Below are 13,982 nucleotides of genomic sequence, written 5' to 3'. Positions count from 1 at the left end.
ATCGTTCAATATCGTACCAACGCGCGATAATCGCCGAGACGATTACATACATCGGGCACTCTGCCCTGTGCCCCTGCCGACATCGATATAAAAGAGTAATGCGTGAGTGTTATTACTGACATCGATAGTACAAGCTGAACTAAGCCTGTACAGGATTCAGATCAATCTATTCTCAAAAGATCGGGCAGGAGGCTGCAGGGTGTAAATGCCTTCACGTTTTTTTCACACCCACTTCTACAGGATGAAGACTGCTAAAGGATTAGCGCCCCATGCCCGCTTCGGCGGGCTTCTTTATGCCTGTCATTTATGCCCGCCATTTTCGTTAGGAGGGGGGCCTCATGGCACCGCGTTGAGTCGCAAGCTGTCCCTGATACGCAGGACTTCGGCCTTGTTCGCGGCATAGCCATCGGCCGAACCAGCGTAGGACAACGACCACGCCATTTCTTTATTGGCCGCCGCCACCAGCGTCTGCGTCATGACATGGGCACCGTTTTGGGTAATGGTGCAGGTCGTTTCCATGGCCGGAACGTCGCTCAAGGTGGTGTCTTTCATCTTCGTGCAAACGCTCTGAAAGCCACCCCGCACAAAATTGACCTGAACCGCCTTGCGCATCTCCAGCAGCACGCCTTCAACGTTGACTTCGTGTCCGGGTTGCAAGCGGGTCTGAGTCAACTCGACGACCATGGCCGGATCACCGTTGTCATCGTTTTTCACCGCGCGCTGGCGGATTTGGACCGACGGCCGGTCAGGGCTGGATTCCGGCTGTGGCAGGGCTTCGACCTCCCAGTCACTAGGCCAGACGATCATGGCATCGGCGGCCAGCGCGGCGTTCGCACCCAAGGCCAGACACAGACCTGTCAAAGCAAACATACGGAACATGGAAAACATGAGCGATACCTGAACGTCGAGCCCGAAAGTTTGAGCCACCCTCGCCATGCCGACAAGGCCCGCGACACTGAAGACGCACTTTCGGGTTTGGCTCGGCGTCTGCGTCCCGTATCATGGTGCAACATTTACAGGATTACCCGGAGTCATCATGAGTCTGCACGAACTGAACACATTTCCCGGCGTCACTGCTCAGCCGGACGCCGCCACGGCCCAATTCGTGTTCAATCACACCATGTTGCGGGTCAAGGACATCACCGCTTCGCTGGACTTCTATACCCGCGTTCTGGGTTTCAGTCTGGTGGAGAAGCGCGACTTTCCCGAAGCCGAATTCAGCCTGTACTTCCTCGCTCTGGTGGACAAGGCGCAGATCCCGGCCGACGCCGCTGCCCGCACGGTCTGGATGAAAGGCATTCCCGGCATTCTTGAATTGACCCACAACCACGGCACCGAAAACGACCCCGCTTTTGCCTATCACAACGGCAATACTGACCCGCGCGGTTTCGGCCACATTTGCATTTCCGTACCTGACGTTCACGTGGCCTGCGCCCGTTTCGAAGCGCTGGGCGTGGACTTCCAGAAGCGCCTGACCGATGGCCGCATGAAAAGCCTGGCGTTCATCAAAGACCCGGATGGCTATTGGGTTGAAGTCATCCAGCCGACGCCGGTTTGAATGAAATCCCGGTGAACGCCTGATCCCCTGTGGGAGCGAATTCGTTCGCGAGACGTCGGTTCGGTCGCTGCATACGTGCCGCCTGGAACGCCGCTTCGCCAGTGAGTTCGCTCCCACGGAGCGCTTCACGCCATGCAGTGGGTCGAAAAAAACCTCATGATCGCTCATGAGGTTTTTTTGGTTTTGCGGGTGATTCAGTCAGCCATCACGCCGGAGCGCTGGTACGGATCAAATGGTCGAAAGCGCTCAGCGAAGCTTTGGCACCCTCACCCAAGGCGATCACGATCTGCTTGTACGGCACGGTGGTGACGTCACCTGCAGCGAAGATACCCGGAATCGAGGTTTCGCCGCGGTTGTCGACCACGATCTCGCCACGGGGCGACAACTCGATGGTGCCTTTCAGCCATTCGGTGTTCGGCAGCAAACCGATCTGCACGAAGATCCCTTCCAGCTCGACATTGATCTCTTCGCCAGTGATGCGGTTTTTGTAGCGCAGGCCGTTGACCTTCTGCCCATCGCCGGTCACTTCACTGGTCAACGCGCTGGTCAAAACGGTCACATTCGGCAGGCTGTGCAGTTTGCGTTGCAGCACGGCGTCCGCACGCAGCGAGCTGTCGAATTCCAGCAAGGTCACGTGAGACACGATCCCGGCCAGGTCAATCGCCGCTTCCACACCGGAGTTACCACCGCCAATTACCGCTACGCGCTTGCCTTTGAACAGCGGGCCGTCGCAGTGCGGGCAGTACGCCACGCCTTTGTTGCGGTACTGCTGCTCACCCGGCACGTTCATTTCGCGCCAGCGAGCGCCGGTCGCCAGAATCACGGTTTTGGATTTCAGCACACCGCCGCTGGCGAACTTGACTTGGTGCAGCGCGCCATCCTTGCCCGGAATCAACTGATCGCCGCGTTGCAGGTTCATGATGTCGACTTCGTATTCCTTGACGTGTTCTTCAAGGGCAACAGCCAGTTTCGGACCTTCGGTGTGTTGGACCGAGATGAAGTTCTCGATGGCCATGGTGTCCAGCACCTGACCGCCGAAACGCTCGGCGGCCACACCGGTGCGGATGCCTTTGCGCGCGGCGTAGATCGCTGCTGCGGAACCGGCCGGGCCACCACCAACCACGAGCACGTCGAAAGCGTCTTTGGCGTTCAGCTTCTCGGCCTGACGGTCACCGGCACTGGTGTCGATCTTGGCCAGAATCTCTTCCAGATTCATACGGCCTTGGGCGAACAGTTCGCCGTTCAGGTAGATGCTCGGCACCGACATGATCTGACGGTCAGTGACTTCTTGCTGAAACAGACTGCCTTCGATGGCCACGTGCTGCACGTTTGGATTCAGCACGGCCAGGAGGTTCAGCGCCTGAACCACGTCTGGGCAGTTCTGGCAGGTCAGCGAGAAGTACGTTTCAAACTTGAAGTCACCGGTCAGGGCACGGGCCTGTTCGATGGTTTCCTCGGTGGCCTTTGACGGGTAGCCGCCGACTTGCAGCAGCGCCAGCACCAGCGAGGTGAATTCGTGACCCATTGGCAAGCCGGCAAAACGCAGCTTGATGTCCTGGCCCGGGCTGTTCAGGGCGAAGGACGGCGTGCGGGCATCGCTGCCATTGGTGTCGAGGGTGATCTGATTGGAGCTGCTGACGACGTCGTTCAGCAGGGCCAGCATTTCCTGGGATTTAGCGCCGTCATCGAGGGACGCGACGATCTCGATTGGGCGAGTGATACGCTCCAGGTACGATTTCAATTGAGCTTTAAGATTGGCGTCCAACATGATTCGGCTTCCTTTTCTTCACATTCAGGGTCTGAACTGCAGTGCTTGAAATAAAAACGCCCAGGCGATGACCGCCCGGGCGTTTTTTGGGGGCGATGCGGTTTACGTGCTTATGGGCTCATCGCCCCCGGTCCTGACATGAGGGCTTAGATCTTGCCGACCAGGTCCAGCGAAGGTGCAAGAGTGGCCTCGCCTTCTTGCCACTTGGCTGGGCAGACTTCGCCTGGGTGAGCAGCGACGTACTGAGCGGCCTTGATTTTGCGCAGCAGCTCGGAAGCGTCACGGCCAACGCCGCCGTCGTTCAGTTCAACGATCTTGACCTGACCTTCTGGGTTGATCACGAAAGTACCGCGGTCAGCCAGGCCTGCTTCTTCGATCAGCACGTCGAAGTTGCGGGAGATGGTCAGGGTTGGGTCACCGATCATGGTGTACTGGATTTTGCCGATGGCTGGCGAGGTGTTGTGCCAGGCAGCGTGAGCAAAGTGGGTGTCGGTGGACACAGAGTAGATTTCAACGCCCAGTTTCTGGAACGCGTCGTAGTTGTCAGCCAGGTCTTCCAGTTCAGTCGGGCAGACGAAGGTGAAGTCGGCTGGGTAGAAGAACACCACAGACCATTTGCCTTTCAGGTCAGCATCCGAAACTTCAACGAAAGCGCCGTTTTTGAAAGCAGTAGCTTTGAACGGTTTTACTTGGCTGTTAATGATAGGCATCGGGTGGATCTCCTTAGGGTTGTTGAATAACTGCATTTGAATTCGATGGGAGGGATCTTACGCACAACCACCGATTAAGGCTCATTGGCAAACCTGATGTCGGCGATTGGTTTTCGCTATGAAGGCACACTATAAATAGAAGAAATCAGTGACACCTTCGCGAACCCTCGGTCATGGATTCCACCCCAGCCTAACCAGTTCCTCCTTAGATGTTCAAGCCAGTGCAGACAAGCTTCACAGAATGACGCAAAATGCCGCGTTTTGATGGTATGTAATCCGTGATACGTACCTGCGTCATCTTTCAGGAGTTGTCATGTCCCGAAGCGGCATTAACAAGGCTGATGTGCAGGCTGCACGTCTTTCGATCATCGCTCGGGGCGAACACCCCAGCATCGATGCAATACGTATCGAACTCGGTAACACCGGCTCCAAATCCACCATCCATCGCCTGATGCGTGAGCTCGACGGACCGACAAACGTACCTTCTCCGGCACCGATCGATGACGAGCTGAACAGCCTTGTCGCACGGCTGGCGCAACGTTTGCGAGCGCAGGCGCAGGAACAGCTCGACGAAGCGCAGGCCCGACTCGACGCTGAAAAGAAAGCCATGCAGGACGACTTGAGCAGTGTCGAGCGCCGCCTTGCCGACTTGATCGAGCGACACGCGGCCCAAACGACGAAGCTCGGCACGCAGACCGCGACCCTGCTGGCGACTCAGAAAGCCCTGCAAACGGAACAGAAAGAGAACGCGCGACTGAGCCAGGCAGCCCACGACAGCGCTGCCAGGCTGCAGGACAAGGACGATCAGATCCAGGCGCTGAAAGACCAGCACTTGCAAGCCCACACTCAATGCGCGCTGTTACAGGAGCGTCTGCAGAATGCCCTGAGCGAGGGCGAGAAGATTCAGTCGCGCCTGACCGAGCGCGATCAACAGAATCGCGTGCTGGAGCTGATTCTGATCAAGACCGAGGTCGCGCTGGAGAACTCGCGCGCAGGGCGTCCAGACGGACAGGAGACGCCGCAGACCTAAGGCGCTTCGATCAGCCCGCGAACCCGCTGGGCCAGGTCATCGATGCTGAACGGCTTGGTCAACATGTCCATGCCCTGCTCCAGAAAATCGCCACGCACCTGGGCGTTTCGAGCGTAACCGGTCATGAACAGCACACGTAACTGCGGCCGGTGCTGGCGAGCGATTTCGGCCAGCTGCCGGCCGTTCATGCCGGGCAAGCCGACGTCGGTGACCAGCAGATCAATGCGCCCCGCGTCCTGCAGATACGGCAATGCCGAGGGGCCGTCAGCGGCGACCTCCACCGAGTAACCCAACTCACGCAACACATCGACCACCAGCATGCGTACGTCGGGCTCGTCTTCGACCACCAAGACCCGCTCACCCTGGCCGGCCCTTGGCGTCGCGGCATCCTCAGTCGGCGGCAGGTGCCGCCCGGCCGATTCAAAATGGCACGGCAAGTACAAATCGATCCGCGTGCCCCGACCTTCGACACTGTCGATCTGGACCTGCCCGCCGGTCTGGTTGATAAAGCCATACACCATCGACAAGCCCAGCCCCGTGCCCTGCCCGATCGGCTTGGTGGTAAAGAACGGGTCGAACGCCCTGGCGATGACCTCGGCCGACATGCCAGTGCCGGTGTCCTGCACGCTCAGCCGCACGTAGTCCCCCGGCGTCAGAGCGTCATGCAAGACAGCGACATGAATGACCTCGGTCTGGATCAGCAAACGCCCACCCTCGGGCATGGCATCCCGTGCATTGATCACCAGGTTCAACAAGGCGTTTTCCAGCTGGTGCTCATCGGTGTTGGTCAATCGCAGCGCGCTGTTCAGGTCGATTTCCAGCTCGATGCTCTCGCCCACCGTCCGGCGCACCAGTTCCTCCATCGACACCACCATCTGGTTGACGTCCACGGGGCGCGGGTCCAGCGACTGGCGACGGGCGAACGCCAGCAGCCGATGGGTCAAGGACGCGGCACGGTTCGCCGAACTCATGGCCGCTTCGATATAGCGGTCGATTTCCGACACCCGCCCCGCCGCTACCCGACGCTGAATCAGGTCCAGCGCGCCAAGCACACCGGTCAACATGTTGTTGAAGTCATGGGCGATGCCACCGGTCAACTGGCCGATGGCGTCCATTTTTTGTGCATGACGCAAGGCTTCTTCGGCCTGCGCCCGTTCACTGATTTCCACTTGCAGGCGCTCGTTGATCTCCGCCAGCTCACGGGTGCGCTCTGCCACGCGCCGCTCCAGGCTTTCGTTCAACTCGCGCAACGCGTCTTCGGCGCTGACCTGCGCGGTGATGTCGGTGCTGGTCCCGAGCCAATAGGTGATGTTGCCCTGCTCGTCGCGGATCGGCAGGGCGCGGCACAGAAACCAGCGGTACAACCCGTCCTTGCCCCGCAGTGGAAAGGTGTCTTCCCAGATTGAGCCCGTGGCGAAGCAGCGGCGCATGCGGGTGTCCACGCGTTCCAGATGGTCAGGGTGATGCAGTGAACGCCAACCGAGGGCCATCATCGCTTCGTGTGAGGTGCCGGTGTAGCTGTACCAGCGAGCGTTGTACCAATAGATCTTGCCGCTGGGGTCGGCGATCCAGGCCAACTGGCTCATGTTGTCGGCGAGGGTACGGAACTGACGCTCGCTCTCGCCCAGCGCATCAGGGCGGGTCGACGCCTGATCGTGAGGGCCTTGGTCGTCAGTGGTTTGGCCGTCAGGCGCGATGGGATTCAGGGGCATGGATGCCGGAAAACTCTTGCTGGTCAAAACGGGTCCATCCTTCAACGATTGCAGGTCCGTGCCTCATCCATGAGGCCGGGAATCAAACACTAACGGGTGACGGTGCGCATCGTGACGAACTCTTCGGCGGCCGTCGGGTGTACACCGATGGTGTCGTCAAAAATCTGCTTGGTGGCGCCAGCCTTGATGGCGATGGCCATGCTCTGAATGATCTCGCCAGCATCCGGCCCGACCATGTGGCAGCCCAGCACGCGGTCCGTCTTGGCATCGACCACCAGCTTCATCAGCGTACGCTCCTGATTGTCGGTGAGGGTCAGCTTCATCGGACGGAAACGGCTCTCGAAGATCTGCACATCGTAGCCGCCTTTTTTCGCTTCTTCCTCGGTCAGCCCGACTGTGCCGATATTGGGCAAGCTGAAGACGGCCGTGGGTATGTGACGGTAATCGACCGGGCGGTATTGCTCCGGCTTGAACAGGCGCCGAGCCACTGCCATGCCTTCGGCCAGGGCCACCGGCGTCAGCTGTACGCGGCCGATGATGTCACCGATGGCGATGATCGACGGCTCGCTGGTCTGGTAGTTGTCATCAACCTTGATGAAGCCTTTGTCGTCGAGCTCGACGCTGACCGTCTCCATGCCCAGATTGTCGAGCATCGGGCGCCGGCCGGTGGCGTAGAACACGCAATCGGCGTTGAACGTGCTGCCATCGTTGAGGGTCAAGTCCAGCGTGCCGTCGGCGAGCTTCTCGATCTTTTCGATCTGCGAATTGAAGCGCAGCGCCATGCCGTGCTTGGTCAGTTCCTCGCGCAGATGCTCGCGCACGCCGCCGTCGAAGCCGCGCAGGAACAGCTCGCCGCGGTACATCAGCGTGACGTCGCTGCCCATGCCATTGAAGATGGAACCGAACTCGACGGCGATGTAGCCGCCACCGACCACCACTACGCGCTTGGGCAGTGTGTCGAGGAAGAACGCTTCGTTGGAAGTGATGGCGTGTTCACGGCCTGGAATGTCCGGAATCTGCGGCCAGCCACCGGTGGCGATCATGATGTGTTCGGCGGTGTGCACCTGGCCGTTGATTTCCACCTCATGGGGCCCGCGCAGTTTCGCGTGCCCTTCCATCAGCGTCACGCCGCTGTTGTTCAGCAGGTTGCGATAGATGCCATTGAGGCGGCTGATTTCCTGATTCTTGTTGGCGATCAGGCTGGCCCAGTCGAATTCGGGCTCGCCCAACGTCCAGCCGAAGGCTTTGGCGTTTTCGAAGTCCTCGGAAAAATGCGCGCCGTACACCAACAGTTTCTTGGGCACGCAGCCGACGTTGACGCAGGTGCCACCCAGATAGCGGCTCTCGGCGACCGCAACACGGGCCCCGAAACCTGCTGAAAAACGCGCGGCGCGCACACCACCGGAACCGGCACCGATGACGAAAAGGTCGAAGTCGTAGCTCATTAATTTCTCCTTGGCAGGAGGGCTAGCATAACCACTTCGACGCGCTCGGCAAGGGTTGGCGCGCAGAAACGACAAAGCCACCCGAAGGTGGCTTTGTGCTGCGATACAGTTACTTGGCCTTGGCAGGCACAGCCACTGGATCCAGGGACGTGCCCGTCTTGTAGAAGTGCTCGAAGCAGAAGTTGGTGGCTTCGACGTAGCCTTCTGCACCACCACAGTCAAAACGACGACCCTTGAACTTGTAGGCCAGCACATTACCTTCGGCAGCCTGCTTCATCAGCGCGTCGGTAATCTGGATTTCGCCGCCTTTGCCTGGCTCGGTCTGTTCGATTTTCTCGAAGATGTCCGGGGTCAGGATGTAACGACCGATGATCGCCAGGTTGGAAGGCGCGTCTTCCGGTTTTGGCTTCTCGACCATGTCGGTAACGCGGAACAGGCCCGGCTTGATTTCTTCACCGGCGATCACGCCGTACTTGTTGGTTTCGTTCGGATCGACTTCCTGAATCGCCACGATCGAGCACTTGTACTGCTGGTGCAGCTTGACCATCTGCGCCAGCACACCGTCGCCTTCCAGGTTCACGCACAGGTCGTCCGCGAGTACCACAGCAAACGCCTCGTTACCGATCAGCGGACGACCACTCAGGATCGCATGGCCCAGGCCCTTCATTTCAGTCTGACGGGTGTAGGAGAAACTGCACTCATCGATCAATTGACGAATACCAACGAGGTATTTCTCTTTGTCGGTGCCTTTGATCTGGTGTTCCAGCTCGTAGCTGATGTCGAAGTGGTCTTCCAGCGCGCGCTTGCCGCGACCGGTCACGATGGAAATTTCGTTCAGACCCGCAGCCAGTGCTTCTTCCACGCCATATTGGATCAGCGGCTTGTTGACAACGGCCAGCATCTCTTTGGGCATGGCTTTGGTCGCTGGCAAAAAGCGAGTGCCGTAACCGGCTGCAGGGAACAAGCATTTCTTGATCATATAAGTCCTTGATGGGGCTGGGGGTGTTGCGGCGCAGTCTAATCAGGAGGCGATCACCTTACAATGCCCCGCCACTGGCCGATTCGATGTCTTGGTAGAGGAACAGCCGCTGAGATAGTTCCGTACAGTTTTCGATATTGCGACCACCGAACGTCCTGAGGCTTATCGTGGATGTCGCGCAAACAATCAACCGCAAGGCGCTCCGCTCTCCCTCTGATATGTCATCCGTACGCGGGCATCCGGTCCCGCGAAACGACCGTTAAATGACAGACTCAAGCGTAGCCGCGATCATTCGTTTGCGTAGGAAAATAATGCTATTACGCCGTATCATGGCCGCCTGAATCACTTGTCGAGATGGATCGATGTCGGAAGTCAAAAGCGTAAACGGTTACCAGATCAAGAAACTGCAGGATGGCCAATGGTGGCTGGTTGGTCACGATGAGGAAGCCGTGGCAGGGCCTTTCACCAGCGAAAGCAGCGCCATTGAAGTCGCATCGGTCTTTCAGGACACCCCAGCACCCCGTCGTCGCGCCGACAAGAAGTCCTGACTTCGTGACCAGGTTCAGGCCTTCGCAATGGGGCCTGAATCTTTACTGAACCGCTCAGGCGCCCTGAAAAAAAGGTTCAGTGATGCCGGAACGATTGCACAGCAGCTCAGTCTCAGAAAGGCTGATTATTCAACCCCGGCCCTTATCGTGAAGCATTCGAAATGACCAAGATCCTGTTCGTCCTCGTCGTACTGGGCCTGACTGGCTGCGCGACCGCGCAAAGCACTTACCTGAAGAATGGCAACCAGGCCCTGAGCATCGATTGCTCGGGCGAGGCCATGTCGTGGGCCGCCTGTTACGAAAAGGCCGACGCCTCCTGCGCGGGCACCGGCTACAACATCGTCAGCACCAACGGCACACCGCAACCCAAGGAAGCCGACAAGACCCTGGGTGTCGATGTCGGCAACTACAAGACCCGCACGGTGCTGGTGATGTGTAAATAAACGCGCTCCCCTGCCTTTCCCCCGTCACTCGCCTGCTTCTTACTCACCCGAGATACAGGCCGTGACGGCGTGCTGAATGTCCTTGGGCCGCAAAGGGTTGTTGCCACCGCTCTCGAACAGCTTGATGGAGCTGCCGCCTGAACGTTTCTCGATGACGACAATGGCGGTCGGCGTCCCGCTGGAGAATTTCTGGGGCACGATCACACGCAAGCCTTCCTTGTGCGGTTCAATCTGGGGCGGCATGCGACTGTCATCGATTCTGGCAACGAAGCACTCGGCATACTCCTGCGGGTTTTTCCCTGACATCACGCTCATGGTCGCGGGCGAGTGTTCGATGTCAGCGACACTGGCGCAACCTGTCATCGCCAGCGCCAGCATTACAACAGCCAGTTTCATACAATCCCTCCAGTAAAGGTGCTACGACACGTCGACGTTCGATTAAATCCCGACGCTCGCGCTTTTTTTCGTCACGCACCCAGCAATAAAAATCCGCACGGCCATCAACCCAGGGGTCGTCCGTGCTATCGTTTCGGGTTTTCGAGAATGCCCTGTCTCCGGAGACATCCATGAAATTCGTACACCAGCGCGAGCACCTCAACGAAGACGACATGGTCGTCATCGAGTGCTCCCAGCTCTGCAACATCCGTCTGATGAGCGATGCGAATTTCCGCAGCTTCAAAAACGGCGGCCGCCACACCTACCACGGCGGCGCATTCGACCGCTTCCCGGCCAAGATCACTGTGCCCAGCACCGGTTTCTGGAACATCACCATCGACACCGCTGGACGCAAGATGGACAGCCACGGCGGTCGCAAGACCACATTCACCCATTCGATCAAGATCGTGCGACGCACTTCCTCGCGCTTGAGCTGATCACTCCATCACAGGCTGCGTGAACGTTTCGTGCTTTCGTGCAGCCGCCTGTGACCTTTGCCGTTTTCAAGGAATTCTATCGTGAGTACGTCCGCGCCCGTCGTGAAATATGCCATCAGTTACAAGCTCAACGGCGAACGCCGCTTCGAGTTCGCCCTGCTGCAATCCCCGTCCGCTGAAGAAGCGCTGGCCGCGCTGCAGAAAATGCACAGTGGCAGCGATGATGTGATCAGCGATGTGAAAGTCAGCAAGGCGCTGTGACCGGAAGACCGTGATGATGCACCGCAAGGGCACTACCCCCGCGACGCTGGACCTGTTCGCGGAGGACACACCACAACCGCAGGCCAACGAACAGATCGGCCCTCGTTCGTGGGTCCTTCGCGGTTTCGCCCTGCCCTGGGTGAACCGGCTGCTGCCGGCGCTCGACAGCGTGCTGACCCAGGCGCCCTTTCGCCAGATGGTCACCCCCGGTGGGCACGTAATGTCGGCGGCGTTGAGCAGTTGCGGGCGTTACGGCTGGATCACCGATCATCAGGGCTACGCCTATTCCCCCATCGACCCGCAAACCGGCCAACCCTGGCCTGCTTTGCCCGAGGTCTTTCTCGAACTGGCGCAACAAGCAGCGGACGCAGCGGGTTTTCAGGATTTCGTACCTGACACCTGCCTGATCAACCGCTATATCCCCGGCGCGAAAATGTCGCTGCATCAGGACAGGAACGAACGGGGGTATGAATGGCCGGTGGTCTCAGTATCGCTGGGCATCCCGGCGATGTTTCTGTTTGGTGGACACGCGCGCAGCGACGCCACGCAGCGGGTGCCGCTTTTTCATGGGGATGTCGTGGTCTGGGGCGGCGAAGACCGTTTGCGTTTTCATGGTGTGATGCCGATCAAGCAGGCCGAGCATCCACAACTTGGTGAACAACGGATCAATTTCACGTTCCGCAAGGCGCGCTGACTTAGAAAGACCGCGACCACCGGTTTGCTGCCGCTGCGTGGCAACAAACCCGGACGCCATGGGATATCCAAAGCAAATTGTGATCTGACAGTTCCAAGTCAACCCACCACCGCATCCGGTTCCGACGCCGCGCGGGTTTTGACCGGACACACGACCCGGTGCAGGTTCAGCGCGGTATTGATGATGCCAATGTGACTGAACGCCTGCGGAAAGTTGCCCAGCATGCGTCCGGCCCGTGGGTCGTATTGCTCCGCCAACAGACCCACGTCATTGCACAGACCACACAACCGGTCGAACAGGTCGCTGGCCTCCTGATCGCGCCCCTGCAGCACGTACACATCGGCCAGCCAGAACGAGCAGACCAGAAACGTCCCTTCACTCCCTGATACCCCGTCGGTGCTGCGCTCGCTGTCGTAGCGCAGCAGCAAGCCATCCTGCATCAAGGCTTTTTCAATCTGCGCCACGGTGCCCGTCACGCGCGGGTCGTCTACTGGCAGGAATCCCGTCAGCGCGATCTGCAACAGGCTGGCGTCCAGCTCCTTGCCGCCGTAGGTCTGCACAAAGCTCCCCAGATCAGCGTCATAACCGTGGGCGCAGACGTCCGCGTGAATTTCATCGGCGATGTCCCGGTAGTGACGCCCGCGCTCGCGGTCTTCCGGGTGGTCGCTCTTGGCCAACACCCCCGCATTGCGGTCAAAGGACACCCACGCCATGACTTTGGAGTGGGTGAAGTGCCGGGGCTCGGAGCGAATTTCCCAAATACCGGCATCAGGCAGATGCCAGACCTTTTCCAGAAACGGCATGATCACCTTCTGGATTTCCGTGCTGCGAGGCAGTCGCGGCAGGCCGCTTTTCAGGGCCTGGGTCATGGCGTCCGCGACTTCGCCGTAGACGTCCAGTTGCATCTGCGTCGCCGCCGCGTTGCCAATGCGCACGGGACGGGAGTTTTCATAGCCGCTCAGCCAGGGCAATTGATATTCCGGCAGCCGCCGCTCGCCACCCAAGCCATACATGATCTGCACTTGCTCAGGATTGCCCGCCACCGAGCGCAGCAGCCAGTTGCGCCAGGCCGTCGCTTCTTCGTAATAACCGAGGTTCATGAACGCCAGCAGGGTCATGGTGGCGTCACGCAGCCAGCAGAAGCGGTAATCCCAGTTGCGCTCGCCGCCCAGCTGCTCGGGCAGCGAGGTGGTGACGGCAGCGACGATGCCTCCCGTGGGCGCATAGGTCATCGCTTTGAGCGTGACCAGCGAGCGCTTGACCTGAGCGGTCCAGGGACCAACATCAGGGCAGCGGTCCGAAAACTCACGCCAGAAATTTTCGGTCTGTTCCAGCGCCTCCTCAATGTCGAACGCCTCCCGAACCGGCTCATGGGACGCCTGCCATGACAACCCGAACCCCAGCCGCTGGCCAGCTTGCACAGTGAATTGGCTTTCGGTGTGATGGTCCAGCGGGTGTAACTCGGAGGGCGTGTGCAGCACCAGCATCTCCGGCCCTGCCACGGCAGTCAGCACATGGGGCTCGCGCTTTTCGACCCACGGCACGGTACTGCCGTAATCGAAGCGAATGGCCAGGTCCATGGCGAAATCGACACGGCCTTCCAGACCGATCACCATGCGCACCACGCTGCTCTCTTCGGCCATCGGCATGAAGTCCACCAGTAGCGCCGAGCCGGTGGCAGTGGTGAAGGTGGTTTCAAGGATCAGCGTGCCTTCGCGGTAGCGGCGTCGCGAGGTGGCATTGGGGTCAGTGGGGGCAATCTTCCAGCGACCGTTATCGCTGTCGCCCAACAAGGCGGAGAAACAGGCGGGGGCGTCGAAGCGCGGGAAACACAGCCAGTCCAGCGACCCGTCGCGGGCCACCAGCGCTGCGGTGCGGCAGTTGCCGAGCAGCGCGTAATCTTCAATCAGTACAGCCATGGGGTGCAGGTCCCTTCTGGTGTCTTAGAGGTAATGAACCCGC

General features: G+C 59.3%; 14 protein-coding genes and 1 pseudogene. 7 read left to right on the top strand and 8 right to left on the bottom strand.

The features are described 5' to 3' along the window. Positions 1-336: 336 nt before the first annotated feature. The gene (locus GVN17_RS23875; protein ID WP_371928608.1) at positions 337-879 is read right to left on the bottom strand and encodes a DUF4946 domain-containing protein; all 543 of its coding nucleotides are present in this window, start codon (positions 877-879) and stop codon (positions 337-339) included. 157 nt (positions 880-1,036) lie between these two features. On the opposite strand from GVN17_RS23875, the gene gloA reads away from it, so the two are divergent. Continuing rightward, entirely contained in the window at positions 1,037-1,558 is a 522-nt protein-coding gene (gene gloA, locus GVN17_RS23870) for a lactoylglutathione lyase (RefSeq protein WP_166597731.1), read from the top strand. A 205-nt stretch (positions 1,559-1,763) separates the two neighbouring features. Here gloA and ahpF read toward each other — a convergent pair whose 3' ends face one another. Beyond that, positions 1,764-3,326 (bottom strand): alkyl hydroperoxide reductase subunit F, encoded by a 1,563-nt coding sequence (gene ahpF / locus GVN17_RS23865; protein ID WP_166597730.1) that lies wholly within the window; start codon positions 3,324-3,326, stop codon positions 1,764-1,766. Positions 3,327-3,472: 146 nt separating this feature from the next. Next, positions 3,473-4,036: an alkyl hydroperoxide reductase subunit C gene (gene ahpC, locus GVN17_RS23860; RefSeq protein ID WP_166597729.1), complete on the bottom strand. Its 564-nt coding sequence runs from the start codon at positions 4,034-4,036 to the stop codon at positions 3,473-3,475. Positions 4,037-4,349: 313 nt separating this feature from the next. Between ahpC and GVN17_RS23855 the strand changes: the two genes are divergently transcribed. After that, positions 4,350-5,066 (top strand): DNA-binding protein, encoded by a 717-nt coding sequence (locus tag GVN17_RS23855; protein ID WP_166597728.1) that lies wholly within the window; start codon positions 4,350-4,352, stop codon positions 5,064-5,066. Here GVN17_RS23855 and GVN17_RS23850 read toward each other — a convergent pair. The 3 genes and pseudogenes from GVN17_RS23850 to galU all read right to left on the bottom strand — a co-directional run. Next, positions 5,063-6,697: pseudogene (locus tag GVN17_RS23850) on the bottom strand (response regulator); the annotation flags it as partial. The gene GVN17_RS23855 and the pseudogene GVN17_RS23850 sit on opposite strands and share 4 nt — an antisense overlap. Before the next feature lie 170 nt (positions 6,698-6,867). Beyond that, the gene (gene gorA / locus GVN17_RS23845; RefSeq protein WP_166597726.1) at positions 6,868-8,223 is read right to left on the bottom strand and encodes a glutathione-disulfide reductase; all 1,356 of its coding nucleotides are present in this window, start codon (positions 8,221-8,223) and stop codon (positions 6,868-6,870) included. Between the two features lie 109 nt (positions 8,224-8,332). Then, positions 8,333-9,202, bottom strand: a complete 870-nt coding sequence (gene galU / locus GVN17_RS23840; protein WP_166597725.1) for a UTP--glucose-1-phosphate uridylyltransferase GalU — start codon at positions 9,200-9,202, stop codon at positions 8,333-8,335. A gap of 362 nt (positions 9,203-9,564) precedes the next feature. Here galU and GVN17_RS23835 point away from each other — a divergent pair, with 362 nt between their 5' ends. Further along, the gene (locus tag GVN17_RS23835) at positions 9,565-9,750 is read left to right on the top strand and encodes a hypothetical protein (RefSeq protein ID WP_166597724.1); all 186 of its coding nucleotides are present in this window, start codon (positions 9,565-9,567) and stop codon (positions 9,748-9,750) included. Positions 9,751-9,911: 161 nt separating this feature from the next. Beyond that, on the top strand, positions 9,912-10,193 hold the full coding sequence (locus GVN17_RS23830) for a hypothetical protein (protein ID WP_166597723.1): 282 nt from the start codon (positions 9,912-9,914) through the stop codon (positions 10,191-10,193). A gap of 39 nt (positions 10,194-10,232) precedes the next feature. On the opposite strand, the gene GVN17_RS23825 is transcribed toward GVN17_RS23830, so the two are convergent. Further along, positions 10,233-10,589: a hypothetical protein gene (locus GVN17_RS23825; RefSeq protein ID WP_166597722.1), complete on the bottom strand. Its 357-nt coding sequence runs from the start codon at positions 10,587-10,589 to the stop codon at positions 10,233-10,235. 170 nt (positions 10,590-10,759) lie between these two features. On the opposite strand from GVN17_RS23825, the gene GVN17_RS23820 reads away from it, so the two are divergent. The 3 genes from GVN17_RS23820 to alkB all read left to right on the top strand — a co-directional run bounded on the left by GVN17_RS23820 (position 10,760) and on the right by alkB (position 12,020). Next, positions 10,760-11,065: a DUF1883 domain-containing protein gene (locus GVN17_RS23820; RefSeq protein ID WP_166597721.1), complete on the top strand. Its 306-nt coding sequence runs from the start codon at positions 10,760-10,762 to the stop codon at positions 11,063-11,065. Between the two features lie 81 nt (positions 11,066-11,146). Beyond that, positions 11,147-11,326, top strand: coding sequence for a hypothetical protein (locus GVN17_RS23815; RefSeq protein WP_166597720.1), 180 nt, complete (start codon positions 11,147-11,149; stop codon positions 11,324-11,326). Between the two features lie 16 nt (positions 11,327-11,342). Then, complete coding sequence (alkB, locus tag GVN17_RS23810; protein ID WP_166597752.1) at positions 11,343-12,020, top strand: DNA oxidative demethylase AlkB; 678 nt, start codon at positions 11,343-11,345, stop codon at positions 12,018-12,020. A 98-nt stretch (positions 12,021-12,118) separates the two neighbouring features. On the opposite strand, the gene GVN17_RS23805 is transcribed toward alkB, so the two are convergent. Then, positions 12,119-13,939, bottom strand: a complete 1,821-nt coding sequence (locus tag GVN17_RS23805) for a glycoside hydrolase family 15 protein (RefSeq protein ID WP_166597719.1) — start codon at positions 13,937-13,939, stop codon at positions 12,119-12,121. Between the last annotated feature and the right edge of the window lie 43 nt (positions 13,940-13,982).

It is taken from the genome of Pseudomonas sp. SLFW (assembly GCF_009905615.1).
Classification (GTDB): Bacteria; Pseudomonadota; Gammaproteobacteria; order Pseudomonadales; family Pseudomonadaceae; genus Aquipseudomonas; species Aquipseudomonas bambusae.
This window is presented reverse-complemented; position numbering and strand designations above follow the sequence as displayed.

Excerpts from the sequence above, each read along its gene's own strand:
- GVN17_RS23875 (WP_371928608.1), bottom strand. The coding sequence starts at position 879 with ATGTTCCGTATGTTTGCTTTGACAGGTCTGTGTCTGGCCTTGGGTGCG.
- gloA (WP_166597731.1), top strand. The coding sequence starts at position 1,037 with ATGAGTCTGCACGAACTGAACACATTTCCCGGCGTCACTGCTCAGCCG.
- ahpF (WP_166597730.1), bottom strand. The coding sequence starts at position 3,326 with ATGTTGGACGCCAATCTTAAAGCTCAATTGAAATCGTACCTGGAGCGT.
- ahpC (WP_166597729.1), bottom strand. The coding sequence starts at position 4,036 with ATGCCTATCATTAACAGCCAAGTAAAACCGTTCAAAGCTACTGCTTTC.
- GVN17_RS23855 (WP_166597728.1), top strand. The coding sequence starts at position 4,350 with ATGTCCCGAAGCGGCATTAACAAGGCTGATGTGCAGGCTGCACGTCTT.
- gorA (WP_166597726.1), bottom strand. The coding sequence starts at position 8,223 with ATGAGCTACGACTTCGACCTTTTCGTCATCGGTGCCGGTTCCGGTGGT.
- galU (WP_166597725.1), bottom strand. The coding sequence starts at position 9,202 with ATGATCAAGAAATGCTTGTTCCCTGCAGCCGGTTACGGCACTCGCTTT.
- GVN17_RS23835 (WP_166597724.1), top strand. The coding sequence starts at position 9,565 with ATGTCGGAAGTCAAAAGCGTAAACGGTTACCAGATCAAGAAACTGCAG.
- GVN17_RS23830 (WP_166597723.1), top strand. The coding sequence starts at position 9,912 with ATGACCAAGATCCTGTTCGTCCTCGTCGTACTGGGCCTGACTGGCTGC.
- GVN17_RS23825 (WP_166597722.1), bottom strand. The coding sequence starts at position 10,589 with ATGAAACTGGCTGTTGTAATGCTGGCGCTGGCGATGACAGGTTGCGCC.
- GVN17_RS23820 (WP_166597721.1), top strand. The coding sequence starts at position 10,760 with ATGAAATTCGTACACCAGCGCGAGCACCTCAACGAAGACGACATGGTC.
- alkB (WP_166597752.1), top strand. The coding sequence starts at position 11,343 with ATGCACCGCAAGGGCACTACCCCCGCGACGCTGGACCTGTTCGCGGAG.
- GVN17_RS23805 (WP_166597719.1), bottom strand. The coding sequence starts at position 13,939 with ATGGCTGTACTGATTGAAGATTACGCGCTGCTCGGCAACTGCCGCACC.